At 71.3% G+C, this 12,742-nt stretch carries 10 protein-coding genes; 6 read left to right on the top strand and 4 right to left on the bottom strand.

The annotated features are described in order from the left end of the window. Positions 1-9 precede the first annotated feature (9 nt). Genes JOB34_RS07000 through JOB34_RS06990 form a run of 3 tightly spaced genes read right to left on the bottom strand, consistent with a single transcriptional unit; the run spans position 10 to position 2,368 of the window. Positions 10-924 carry an EamA family transporter gene (locus JOB34_RS07000; protein ID WP_208052010.1) on the bottom strand — a complete coding sequence of 305 codons (915 nt, stop codon included), beginning with the start codon at positions 922-924 and terminating at the stop codon, positions 10-12. Further along, positions 921-1,643 (bottom strand): NlpC/P60 family protein, encoded by a 723-nt coding sequence (locus tag JOB34_RS06995; protein WP_208052009.1) that lies wholly within the window; start codon positions 1,641-1,643, stop codon positions 921-923. The genes JOB34_RS07000 and JOB34_RS06995 overlap by 4 nt, the downstream gene beginning before the upstream one ends. 59 nt (positions 1,644-1,702) lie before the next feature. Next, on the bottom strand, positions 1,703-2,368 hold the full coding sequence (locus JOB34_RS06990) for an MBL fold metallo-hydrolase (RefSeq protein ID WP_208052008.1): 666 nt from the start codon (positions 2,366-2,368) through the stop codon (positions 1,703-1,705). A gap of 165 nt (positions 2,369-2,533) precedes the next feature. Here JOB34_RS06990 and uvrA point away from each other — a divergent pair, with 165 nt between their 5' ends. After that, positions 2,534-5,470 (top strand): excinuclease ABC subunit UvrA, encoded by a 2,937-nt coding sequence (gene uvrA / locus JOB34_RS06985; protein WP_208052405.1) that lies wholly within the window; start codon positions 2,534-2,536, stop codon positions 5,468-5,470. Positions 5,471-6,076: 606 nt separating this feature from the next. Continuing rightward, on the top strand, positions 6,077-6,556 hold the full coding sequence (locus tag JOB34_RS06980) for a Rieske (2Fe-2S) protein (RefSeq protein WP_243757701.1): 480 nt from the start codon (positions 6,077-6,079) through the stop codon (positions 6,554-6,556). 23 nt (positions 6,557-6,579) lie between these two features. Here the strand turns inward: JOB34_RS06980 and JOB34_RS06975 are convergent, their stop codons facing one another. Continuing rightward, positions 6,580-7,521 (bottom strand): NADP-dependent oxidoreductase, encoded by a 942-nt coding sequence (locus JOB34_RS06975; RefSeq protein ID WP_208052007.1) that lies wholly within the window; start codon positions 7,519-7,521, stop codon positions 6,580-6,582. A gap of 118 nt (positions 7,522-7,639) precedes the next feature. Here JOB34_RS06975 and uvrC point away from each other — a divergent pair, with 118 nt between their 5' ends. The 4 genes from uvrC to whiA all read left to right on the top strand — a co-directional run bounded on the left by uvrC (position 7,640) and on the right by whiA (position 12,692). Continuing rightward, entirely contained in the window at positions 7,640-9,682 is a 2,043-nt protein-coding gene (uvrC, locus tag JOB34_RS06970) for an excinuclease ABC subunit UvrC (protein WP_208052006.1), read from the top strand. Positions 9,683-9,710: 28 nt separating this feature from the next. Beyond that, positions 9,711-10,622 (top strand): RNase adapter RapZ, encoded by a 912-nt coding sequence (gene rapZ, locus JOB34_RS06965; protein WP_208052005.1) that lies wholly within the window; start codon positions 9,711-9,713, stop codon positions 10,620-10,622. 11 nt (positions 10,623-10,633) lie between these two features. After that, positions 10,634-11,596, top strand: coding sequence for a uridine diphosphate-N-acetylglucosamine-binding protein YvcK (yvcK, locus tag JOB34_RS06960; RefSeq protein WP_208052004.1), 963 nt, complete (start codon positions 10,634-10,636; stop codon positions 11,594-11,596). A 112-nt stretch (positions 11,597-11,708) separates the two neighbouring features. Further along, positions 11,709-12,692, top strand: coding sequence for a DNA-binding protein WhiA (whiA, locus tag JOB34_RS06955; RefSeq protein ID WP_179480928.1), 984 nt, complete (start codon positions 11,709-11,711; stop codon positions 12,690-12,692). Positions 12,693-12,742 lie beyond the last annotated feature (50 nt).

Here is a 12,742-nt window from a genome sequence, read left to right as displayed (position 1 = left end):
GGCCGAGCCTCAGGCCGGTGTGAGCCCCTCGGGCACCCCTGAGCCACCGTCGGACCCACCAGGCCGCGGGCGACGGGCGGCGCCGAGCACGATCACGCTGGCGAGCACCACGAGCGCCATCCCGACCAGTTCGGGCGTGCTCAATCGCTGGCCCAGGACGAGTAGTCCGGCGAGTGCACCTGCAGCGGGTTCGAGGCTCATCAGGATGCCGAAGACGTGGGCCGCGAGCCGACGCAGTGCGAGCAGCTCCAGGGAGTAGGGCAGCACCGAGGACAGCAGCGCGATCCCGAAGCCCTTGGCGAGCGACTCGCCCGAGAACAGCGCGTCACCGGCCCGCCATACGCCGATCGGGAGCACGACCACGGTGCCCATGGCCAGGGCGATCGCCAGCCCGTCGAGGGAGGCGAACCGCGCGCCGGTCGCTCCGGAGGCCATGATGTACGCCGCCCAGCAGGCGCCCGCGGCGAGCGCCAACAGCACGCCGGTCACCGGCAGCTTCGACCACGGCGTCGTCAGCGCGCCGGACACGAGGAGCACACCGCCGACGGCGCAGACCACCGCCGCCGCGTCCTGCCAGCGCCGCGACAGGACGGCGGACAGGCTGAGCGGACCGACGAACTCGCAGGTCACAGCTACGCCGAGCGGCAGATGGGCGATGGCCGCGTAGAAGCAGACGTTCATCGTGGCCAGCGTCGCGGCGTACGCCGTCACCACCCGCCAGTCGGCGCGGCTGCGGCCGCGCAGCGCCGGACGTCCGAGTGCGCACAGCAGCACGGCAGCGAATCCCAGACGCAGGCCGACCGACCCGAAGGCACCGATCGTGGGGACGAGGGTGGAGGCCAGGGCGCCGCCGAACTGGACCGACACCACGGCGGTGAGGACGAGGGCGGGCGGGGGCGGCCGGTAGCCGACGGGGGACCTCACCCCAGCGCGCTGATCCGGCCGGCGCACACCAGGGTCTCGGCCCGGTCCGTCGGCACGTCCTCCTCGACGACGCGTCCGGTCTGCGGCACGTGCAGCATCCGGCCGGTGGCGGTGAGGATGCCGACGTGGTCCGGTTCGGATCCGGGACGCGCGAAGAAGAGGAGGTCGCCGGGGGTCGCGTCGGCGGGTGCGACAGGGGCGCACTGCCGGGCCTGGTCGGAGCAGTCGCGCGGAAAACGCACCCCGAGGGTGCACAGCGGGAGGTGCACCAGTCCCGAGGAGTCCAGCCCGTGCGGCGAGAGGCCGGCCCACAGATAGGACACGCCCGCGTGGGCCCGCACCGCATCGAGGAACGCGGCCGGGTCGACCGAGGTCGCGCCGGCGGTGGGCGCGGGATCGCCGGCACCGTCGGACTCGCAGACCCCGAGGTCCAGGTGGGCCGCTCGCAGATACCCGGGGTAGCCGCGCGGGTTCTTGTGCGACGGCTGCTCGGGGCATGTCACGAACGCCCAGTCGTCGTGCAGGTCGTGCACCTCGACCGACTCACCCTCCAGCACCTCGGTCTCCAGCCGGCCCTCGAGCCCGAGCCGACCGGCCATCGGCTCCGGCTCGGCGTCCATGGCGGCGAGCCAGCGGTCGTGGTCGGGAGCGGCGGCGAGCAGCGGGGCGTCGATGGGCCGTGGCGAGGTCGCCGTGAGCCAGAGCCCGCTGATGGACACGCGCACGAGGGCAGGACGACCTGGCGCGGTGACGGGCCGGAGCGAGTCGCCCAGCCCACTCACCATCCGCGCTCCCGCCACGCGGGCAGGTGGGGGCGCTCGGTGCCGAGGGTGGTGTCGTCGCCGTGACCGGGGTAGACCCACGTGTCGTCGTCGTGCCGGGCGAAGATGCGCTGCTCGACGTCGTCGATGAGCTGCGGGAAGGACTGGTCGTCGTGGTTCTTCGTCGCACCGACACCGCCGGGAAAGAGGGTGTCGCCGGTGAAGACGTGGTCATGACCGTGCGGGTCGGCGTAGGTCAGCACGACCGAGCCGGGGGTGTGCCCGCGCACGAGGGCGACGTCGAGGGAGAGCCCGTCGACCTGCACCGTGTCGCCGTCCTCGAGGCGTACGTCGGCCGCGATCGGCAGGTGGTCGGCGTCCGGTGCCCCGGCGTACGTGCGGGCACCGAGGGCGCGCGCCGCATCGGCGAGCGCGCCGGTGTGGTCGCCGTGCCGGTGGGTGGTGACGATCGCCTCCACCCGGGCGCCGCTCTCCCGGATCATTGCCTCGATCGCCGGCCAGTCGTTCGCCGCGTCCACGAGCACGGACGCGCCGGATCCGGTGGCGGTCACCAGGTAGACGTTGTTGTCCATCGAGGAGACCGCGAGCTTGCGGATTGTGACGCCCTCGAGCTCACGCACCAGGGCGGGCCTGCCGGGTGTCGTCCTGCCGTCGTAAGCCATGGGCGTGTTCTCCTTCGGGACGGGACCGGCGCACAGCGTATCCAGGTCGGGCCTGTCGGACCCGGCCCCTAGCATTGGGTCGTGCCCAGTGCGACCCCCCGACCGAGCCGTTCCGTCACGTCACCCAGTTCTCCCAGCTCTCCGAGCGCCGCGCCCGCCCCACCGGTGCGCGGTCACGACCACCTGCGGGTCAAGGGCGCCCGGGAGCACAACCTGCGCAACATCTCGGTCGACATCCCGCGGGACTCGTTGGTGGTCTTCACCGGTCTGTCCGGATCGGGCAAGTCCTCGCTCGCGTTCGACACCATCTTCGCCGAGGGTCAGCGCCGCTACGTCGAGTCGCTCTCGGCGTACGCGCGCCAGTTCCTCGGCCAGATGGACAAGCCCGACGTCGACTTCATCGAGGGCCTGTCGCCGGCGGTCTCGATCGACCAGAAGTCGACCAACCGCAACCCCCGGTCCACGGTCGGCACGATCACCGAGGTCTACGACTACCTGCGCCTCCTCTTCGCGCGAGCCGGTCGCCCGCACTGCCCGGTCTGCGGCGAGCCGGTCGGCCGCCAGACGCCGCAGGCCATCGTCGACCAGCTCCTGGAGCTGCCCGACCGCACGCGGTTCCAGGTGCTGGCGCCCGTCGTACGGTCCCGCAAGGGCGAGTACGTCGACCTGTTCAGCGACCTGCAGGGCAAGGGCTACTCGCGCGCCCGGGTCGACGGGGTCGTGGTCTCGTTGTCCGAGCCGCCCAAGCTGGCCAAGCAGAAGAAGCACAGCATCGACGTGGTCGTCGACCGGCTGGTGTCCCGCGGCGGTGACCCCTCCGCGAAGCAGCGGCTCACCGACTCCGTCGAGACCGCGCTGATCCTGGCCGACGGTGTCCTCATCGTGGAGATGGTCGACCTCGACGAGGGCGACCCGCAGCGCGAGCGCCGCTTCTCCGAGCGGATGGCCTGCCCCAACGAGCACCCGCTGTCGATGGACGAGATCGAGCCGCGCTCGTTCTCCTTCAACAGCCCGTTCGGCGCCTGCCCCGCGTGCACCGGCATCGGCACCGAGCTGGAGGTCGACCCCGAGCTCCTCGTGCCGGACGAGGACAAGTCGATCCGCGAGGGGGCGATCCTGCCCTGGGCGCAGGGCTCGACCTCGGCCGACTACTTCCTGCGGGTCATCGGCGCGCTCTCGGAGGACTTGAAGTTCTCCCTCGACACGCCGTGGCACGCGCTGCCCGAGCGGGCGCGGACGGCGCTGCTGGAGGGGCAGAACCACCAGGTGCACGTGAAGTACCGCAACCGGTACGGCCGCGAACGCAGCTACTCCACCGGTTTCGAGGGCGTCATCCCGTTCGTGAAGCGTCGCCACTCCGAGACCGATTCGGACTGGAGCCGCGAGCGCTACGAGGGCTACATGCGCGAGGTGCCCTGCCCGGTCTGCAAGGGCGCCCGGCTCAAGCCCGAGTCCCTCGCGGTCACCGTCGGCGGCCAGTCGATCGCCGACGTGTGCGCGTTGCCCATCTCCGACGCCGCCAACTTCCTGCCCGGTGTCGACTTCTCCCCGCGGGAGCGGCAGATCGCCGAGGGCATCATCAAGGAGGTCGACGCGCGGCTGGGCTTCCTGCTCGACGTCGGCCTCGACTACCTGTCCCTGGACCGGCCCGCCGCCACGCTGTCCGGCGGCGAGGCGCAACGCATCCGGTTGGCCACCCAGATCGGGTCGGGCCTGGTCGGCGTGCTCTACGTGCTCGACGAGCCGTCGATCGGTCTGCACCAGCGCGACAACCACCGCTTGATCGAGACGCTCACGCGGCTGCGCGACCTCGGCAACACCCTGATCGTCGTCGAGCACGACGAGGACACCATCTCCACGGCCGACTACGTCGTGGACATCGGGCCCGGCGCGGGGGAGCACGGCGGGCACGTCGTGCACGCCGGGTCGGTGGCCGGTCTGCTGGCCAACACGGACTCGATCACCGGCGACTACCTGTCGGGTCGGCGGGAGATCCCGCTGCCCACCGAACGTCGACCGCACGACGGTCGCGAGATCGTCGTACGCGGTGCGCGCGAGCACAACCTGAAGAACGTCGACGTCGCGATCCCGCTGGGCAACCTGGTCGCGGTGACCGGGGTGTCCGGGTCGGGCAAGTCCTCGCTGGTCAACGGCATCCTCTACAACGTGCTGGCCAACCAGCTGAACGGCGCGCGCCACGTGCCCGGGCGGCACCGCACGGTGGAGGGGCTGGACCAGCTCGACAAGGTCGTGCACGTCGACCAGAGCCCGATCGGGCGTACGCCGCGCAGCAACGCGGCGACCTACACCGGGGTCTTCGACCACGTGCGGCGCCTCTTCGCGCAGACCCAGCAGGCGAAGGTCCGCGGCTACCTGCCCGGCCGGTTCTCCTTCAACGTCAAGGGTGGTCGCTGCGAGGCGTGCACCGGCGACGGGACCCTGAAGATCGAGATGAACTTCCTGCCCGACGTCTACGTGCCGTGCGAGGTGTGCCACGGGGCGCGCTACAACCGCGAGACGCTCGAGGTGCACTTCAAGGGCAAGTCGATCGCCGAGGTGCTCGACATGTCGATCGAGGAGGCCAAGGACTTCTTCGCCTCCGTGCCCGCCATCGGCCGGCACATGACCACGCTGGTCGACGTCGGTCTCGGCTACGTCCGGCTGGGCCAGCCCGCGCCGACCCTGTCCGGTGGCGAGGCGCAGCGGGTGAAGCTGGCCTCAGAGCTGCAGAAGCGCTCGACGGGCCGCACCATCTACGTGCTCGACGAGCCGACCACGGGCCTGCACTTCGAGGACATCCGCAAGCTGCTCGACGTGCTGCAGGGCCTGGTCGAGAAGGGCAACACGGTCATCGTCATCGAGCACAACCTCGATGTGATCAAGTCGGCGGACTGGATCGTCGACATGGGCCCCGAGGGCGGCAACCGCGGGGGAGGTGTGGTCGCCGTGGGCACACCGGAGGAGATCGCGGAGGTGCGGGCCAGTCATACCGGCCGGTTCCTCAAGCCGTTGCTGGCGAAGCAGAGTGCGGCAGCGCGCCCCTCCACCCGTCGCGCAGGCACCCGCTCGCCGCGCAAGGCCAGCACGAAGGCCGCCAGCTGACGCCGTACGCCGTGGTTGTCAGCGGATCTGCGGTGTCGGCGTCACTTACCTGCTGACAACCGGTAGCTGGGTCCCGCGGTTGTCAGCGGATCTGCGGTGTCGGCGTCACCTACCTGCTGACAACCGGCAGCGCCTGCGGCGAGTCACGTCGAGGGTTGTGTTCTCAGTCGCATTGGACGAGGCCCGCTCGCCCCGTCGGCGCTGCCCGGTCGCCGGCCGGACGCGGCGCAGGAAAGTGACCGCAGTGCCAACAACCCACCTCGCCGGCCGGACGCGGCGCAGGAAAGTGACCGCAGTGCCAACAACCCACCTCGCCGGCCGGACGCGGCGCAGGAAAGTGACCGCAGTGCCAACAACCCACCTCGCCGGCCGGGCGCGGTGCAGGCAACTGGCCGCACGCCCGACAAGCCACGTACGGAGCAACTGACGCCAGCCGACGGCAGCGTCCCTCGCCAGGCTGCCCGTAGATCTGCGTTTGCAGCGCGAAGGGATCGAATGCCGCGGTTGTCAGCGGATCCGTGGTGCCGACGTCACTTACCCGCTGACAACCGCAGGAGATACACAGGCGAACCACAGCACCCGGGTGTCGACCTCACCGGATCCGCAATGGATGATCGTTCAATGATGAACAACAACGACCGAGTATCGACGAACGACACCGACGACGTACCCGTCAGCCCGACCCGGCGCACCGTCGTCCGGGCGACGGCTGTCACCGGCGTGGGGATCGCCGGGCTCGGGCTCGCCGCGTGCGGCGGCTCCTCGGGCTCCGGTGGGTCCGGCTCGGCCTCAGGAGGCGGCGGCACCACGGTCGCGAAGGCGGACGTCCCCGTGGGCGGGGGGAAGATCCTGGGGGACGCGAAGGTGGTCGTCACTCAGCCCACGTCTGGGTCGTTCAAGGCGTTCTCGGCGATCTGCACCCACGCGGGGTGCACCGTCGGGTCCGTTGCGGACGGCGAGATCGTCTGCCCCTGTCACGGCAGCCACTTCAGCATCAAGGACGGATCGGTCACAAGTGGCCCGGCTCCCAAGCCCCTGCCCGCCAAGACCGTGACCGCAGAGGGGTCCTCGCTCAAGATCAGCTGAGGGGACCGGGCGCGCGCCGGGGCTCAGAAGGTGAGCACCTGACGCCCTCGGACCCCGCCCGCCTCGAGCGCTCGGTGCGCCCGGGGAGCCTCTGCGGCCGGGAGGGTCCGGGCGACCCGAGGGGTGAGTCGCCCGGAGCGGACCAGGTCCGCGAGAGTCGCCAGACCGGCGGCGATGCGGTCGGGGTCGCTCACGACGTCGCCCACCATGATCGCGTCGACGGTGATGCCGCGCTCGGAGGTGATGTCGCCGGCGCGTACGGCGACGTATGCGCCGGCGTCCTGGACGGCAGGCAGCACAACGGCGCCCTGCACCGCACCGTCGGCGAGCGCGTCCACCCCGCCCGTGCGGACCTCGCGGATGCGCCGCGCCACGTCGTCGCCGCGGCGGACGACCTCTTCTGCGCCGAGGTCGCGCACCAGCTGCTCGTCGGCCTCGGAGGCGTCCGCCACCACGTGCAGGCCGCGGGCGCAGGCGATCTCGATCAGGCTTCCGCCGTACGCGCCGGCGGCACCGGTGACCGCGATCCACGCGCCGGGTTCGAGGTCGAACCGCTCGAGGGTGAGCAGAGCGGTCAGCCCGTTCATCGGCACGGTGCAGGCTGCCACTGCGTCGACCCCGTGGGGCACGGCAACGACGTTCGCCGACGGGACCACGACGTACTCGGCGTACGCACCGTTGAAGACCGGCAGGGTCGCGCCCATCACGAGCTGACCGACCTCGTGCGCAACCCCGGCGCCCACCTGATCGACGGTGCCGGCGAAGTCCCAGCCCGGCAGGTGCGGGGTGGCCACCTCTCGGTACCGGTCGGCGAAGGCCCCTGAGCGGGTGGCCGTGTCGGAGGGGTTCACGGCGACGGCCTCGATGTGCACCCGCACCTCGCCAGGTCCGGCCTGCGGTGCGGGCAGGTCGAACTCCCGCAGGACGTCGGGGTCTCCGGGCTTCTCGAAACCGATAGCACGCATCAGGCGACTCCTCGCGATCGACGATGGACGCGGACCCGAACGGCCCGGCCACGGGCGGTAACGGCCCGGACCGGGGAGCGCATTCCTGCCTGTCGGCGGTGGTTCGTAGGCTGACCCGGTGGCAGACCCGTCGTCCTACCGTCCGAAGCCCGGGGAGATCCCGGTCGATCCGGGCGTCTACCGCTTCCGCGACAAGGACGGGCGGGTCATCTACGTCGGCAAGGCCAAGTCGTTGCGCAGCCGACTGTCGTCGTACTTCCAGGACATCGCGGCGCTGCACCCGCGGACCCGCACCATGGTCACCACCGGCGCGAGCGTCGAGTGGACCGTCGTCCGCAACGAGGTCGAGGCGCTGCAACTGGAGTACTCCTGGATCAAGGCGTACGACCCCCGCTTCAACGTCAAGTACCGCGACGACAAGTCCTATCCCTACCTCGCGGTGACGATGGGGGAGACCTACCCGCGTGCGCAGGTGATGCGCGGCGCCAAGCGCAAGGGCACCCGCTACTTCGGTCCGTACGCGCACGCCTGGGCGATCCGCGAGACCCTCGACCAGCTGCTGCGCGTCTTCCCGGTGCGCACCTGCAGCAGCGGTGTCTTCAAGCGGGCCGGCCAGGTCGGCCGTCCCTGCCTGCTCGGCTACATCGACAAGTGCTCGGCACCGTGCGTCGGCCGGGTCACCGAGGACGAGCACCGCGAGATCGCCGCGGACTTCTGCGACTTCATGGCCGGCAACACCGCGCGCTTCCAGAAGCGCCTGGCCCAGGAGATGCGCGACGCCAGCGCCGACCTCGACTTCGAGACCGCGGCCCGCCGTCGCGACGACCTCGGCGCACTGGAGAAGGCGCTCGAACGCTCGGCCGTGGTGCTGGGCGACGCCACCGATGCCGACGTCTTCGGTGTCAGCGACGACGAGCTCGAGGCGGCCGTGCAGGTCTTCCACGTCCGCGGCGGCCGGATCCGCGGCCAGCGCGGCTGGGTGGTCGACAAGCAGTCTGAGGGCGACCTGGGGCTGGCCGAGGTCATCGAGCGGCTGCTCGGGCAGGTGTACGGCGGGGAGTCCGGGGATGGGGTGCCCCGCGAGGTGCTGGTGCCCGTGCTGCCGCCCGATCCCGAGCCGATGGCGCAGTGGTTGCAGGGTCTGCGCGGCTCGAACGTCGACCTGCGGGTGCCGCAGCGCGGCGACAAGCGCACCCTGATGGAGACGGTGCAGCGCAACGCGACCCAGTCGCTGGCCCGGCACAAGGTCGCCCGTGCCGGCGACCTGACCGCGCGCAGCCAGGCGTTGCAGGACCTGCAGGAGGCCCTCGACCTGGGTCAGGCGCCACTGCGGATCGAGTGCTTCGACGTCAGCCACATCCAGGGCACCAACGTGGTGGCGTCGATGGTCGTCTTCGAGGACGGTCTGCCGCGCAAGGCGGAGTACCGCCGCTTCATCGTGCGCGGCACGCCGGCACCGGACGGCACCGTGCGACTGGACGACACGGCCGCGATGGACGAGGTGCTGACCCGCCGCTTCCGGCGCTACCTGGCCGACCGCGACGGCGCGAACGACGTGGAGCTGGATCTCGGTGACAGTCCCGACGTCGAGGAGATTGCGGGGACCGGGCCGGGTGCCCGGACACCGCCGGTGTCCGGGCCGATCGACGAGACCACCGGCAAGCCCAAGCGGTTCGCCTACCCGCCGCAGCTGGTCGTCGTCGATGGAGGCAAGCCCCAGGTCAACGCCGCGGCGCACGCGTTGGAGGCTCTCGGGATCGACGACGTGGAGGTCGTCGGCCTGGCCAAGCGACTGGAGGAGGTGTGGGTTGCCGACGACGACTTCCCGGTGATCCTGCCGCGTACGAGCGAGGGTCTCTACCTGCTGCAGCGCGTGCGCGACGAGGCGCACCGCTTCGCGATCACCTTCCACCGTCAGCGTCGGTCCAAGGCGATGACCACCTCCGCGTTGGACGGCATCGCGGGTCTCGGCGATGCCCGGCGCAAGGCGCTGCTGAAGCAGTTCGGTTCGGTCAAGAAGATGCGTGCCGCCCCGCCGGAGGAGCTCGCCACCGTCCCCGGCATCGGCCCGGCCCTGGCGGCGACGATCCATGACCGACTGCGCGAGGATGTCGACGCCACCCCGGCCGTCAACCTCTCCACCGGTGAGGTCCTCGACTGATGGGGCCCGCGACCAGCAAGGAGCCCCGATGAGTGACCAGGCCGACCCGCTCAGTTCCGCAGCGTCCCAACTGGTGATCATCACCGGCATGTCCGGTGCTGGTCGCAGCACCGCGGCCAACGTGTTGGAGGACCGTGGCTGGTACGTCATCGACAACCTGCCGCCGCAATTGCTCGTCTCGATGGCGAGCCTGCTGGACCACGGCGGCGACGACAACGGCGACGAGGACTCGGACGGGCGACGGCTCTGCGCCGTGGTCGACATCCGGTCCCGCACCTTCTTCGCCGAGTTCACCGAGGGGCTCGAGCGGCTGCGGGCCGGCAACTACCGGCCGATCGTGGTCTTCATGGATGCGACCGACGAGGCCCTGGTGCGCCGGTTCGAGTCCGTACGCCGCCCGCACCCGTTGCAGGGGGAGGGCCGGCTGCTCGACGGCATCGTGGCGGAGCGGGTCGCACTGCGCGACCTGCGCGCCGCGGCCGACGTCCTGATCGACACCAGCGGTCTGAACGTGCACCAGCTCAGCACCAAGGTGCGCGAGATGCTCGGCGACGACAATTCTCCCGACCTGCGGGTGGCAGTGATGTCGTTCGGCTTTAAGTACGGCATCCCGCTGGATGCCGACATCGTCTTCGACATGCGCTTCCTGCCCAACCCCTTCTGGAATCCCGACCTGCGCCCGTTCACCGGCCAGGACAAGGTGGTGTCGGACTTCGTGCTCGCGCAGTCCGGGGCCGAGGAGTTCCTCGAACGCGCACTGGCCATGCTGGAGCCGGTCTTCGCCGGCTACCGCCGGGAGGGCCGCAGTTACGCAACCCTGGCCGTCGGGTGCACCGGCGGCAAGCACCGGTCCGTCGCGATTACCGAAGCGCTCGCCGAACGTCTGGGCACCGGTCGCACCCACGCCGTGACCGTCCACCGCGACCTGGGACGAGAGTGAGTGCTCCGCGGGTGACCACGCCCGCAGCGTTCGCCCGGCCGGCCGTCGCCGCTCTCGGCGGCGGTCACGGACTGGCCGCGTCGCTGCAGGCTCTGCAACTGGTGACCGACAAGATCACCGCGATCGTCACCGTCGCCGACGACGGGGGGTCGAGCGGGCGGTTGCGCGACGAGTTCGACATCCTTCCGCCCGGCGACCTGCGCATGGCGCTCGCCGCGCTCTGTGACACCTCCGAGTGGGGACTGCAGTGGCGCGACGCCCTGCAGCACCGGTTCGCCGGCGACGGCCCGCTCGGCGGTCACGCGCTCGGCAACCTGATCATCGCGTCGCTGTGGGATCTCCTCGGCGACCCGGTCGCGGGCCTGGATCTGGTCGGGCGGCTGCTCGGCGCTCGGGGTCGGGTGCTTCCGATGGCGGCCGAGCCGCTGCGCATCGAGGCCAGCGTGCTCGGCGCCGATCCCGACCGCCCCGAAGAGGTCGTCGACGTCGTCGGGCAGGTCGAGGTGGCGACCACCCGTGGCCGCGTGCAGAGTGTGCGGCTGCACCCCGACCCGCCCGCGCCCTGCCTGCCGGCCGTCGAGGCGGTCGAGCACGCGGACTGGGTGATCCTCGGTCCCGGCTCCTGGTACAGCTCGGTGATGCCGCATCTGCTGGTGCCGGACCTGTGCCTGGCGCTCGTCCAGACGAAGGCGCGAAAGATGTTGACGCTCAACATGATGCGGCACGACGGCGAGACCGAGGGCTTCGCCGCCGCGGACTATCTCGAGGTGTTGACCGCGCACGCACCCGACCTGCACCTGGACGTCGTGCTGGCCGACGTGTCGGTCGACGGGGAGGAGGCGGACCTGCTCACCGAGGCCGCCGGCCGCCTCGGCGCCCGCGTCGTCCGGGCCCCGGTCGCCGACACCGACACCCCCGGCACGCACGATCCGCTGCGTCTCGCAGCGGCGTACCGCGACGTCCTGGACGACTGAAGCCCCCTCACCTGCGCAAACGCGACACGCCGTACGGCGGTCGGTGGCCCTGACGGAAAAGTCGGGCCCGTGACGACCCGAGCAGCGCGTCGCCGGTGCGAGAATGACGCCCATGCCTGCGATGACTGCCACCGTCAAAGACGAGTTGAGCAGGTTCGCCGTCACCAAGACGTGTTGCCGGAAAGCGGAGATCTCCGCCGTGCTGCGCTTCGCCGGCGGGCTGCACATCATCGGCGGCAAGGTGGTGATCGAGGCCGAGCTCGACACCGCGGCGACCGCTCGCCGCCTGCGACAGGACATCGCCGCGGTCTACGGGCAGAAGTCCGAGCTGGTCGTGATGAGCGGCAGCGGTCTCAAGCGCGGCAGCCGCTACGTCGTACGCGTCGTCGGCGACGGCGAGGCCCTTGCGCGCCAGACCGGCCTCATCGACACCAAGGGGCGTCCGGTGCGCGGCCTGCCCCCGCGGGTCGTCAACGGCGCCGTCTGCGACGCCGAAGCCGCGTGGCGTGGTGCCTTCCTCGCGCACGGTTCGCTGACCGAGCCCGGCCGTTCCTCCTCCATGGAGGTCACCTGCCCCGGGCCGGAGGCCGCTCTGGCACTCGTCGGTGCAGCCCGCCGCATGGGGATCTCTGCGAAGGCCCGCGAGGTCCGCGGGATCGACCGCGTGGTTATCCGTGACGGCGACGCGATCGGGGCGATGCTGACCCGGCTCGGCGCCCACGACGCGGTGCTGGCCTGGGAGGAACGGCGGATGCGCCGCGAGGTGCGGGCGACCGCGAACCGGCTGGCGAACTTCGACGACGCCAACCTGCGCCGCTCCGCACGGGCCGCCGTCGCGGCCGGCTCCCGCGTCGAGCGGGCCCTGGAGATCCTCGGCCCGGACGTGCCCGACCACCTGGCGCAGGCGGGGCGGCTGCGGGTCGAGCACAAGCAGGCGAGCCTCGAGGAGCTGGGTCAGTTGGCTCAGCCGCCGATGACCAAGGATGCGGTGGCGGGGCGGATTCGTCGGCTGCTCGCGATGGCCGACAAGCTGGCCGGCGACCGGGACATTCCCGGCACCGACGCCAACCTCACGCCGGACATGCTGGACGGCTGACCCGTCCGCGACCACGCGGGCCGGGGTCCGGCGACCGCACACGGCCGTTC

The sequence above is a fragment of the Allobranchiibius sp. GilTou38 genome (assembly GCF_017565325.1).
GTDB classification, from domain to species: domain Bacteria; phylum Actinomycetota; class Actinomycetes; order Actinomycetales; family Dermatophilaceae; genus Allobranchiibius; species Allobranchiibius huperziae.
The sequence above is the reverse complement of the archived record's forward strand: the minus strand, read 5'-3'. Positions and strand labels throughout refer to the sequence as shown.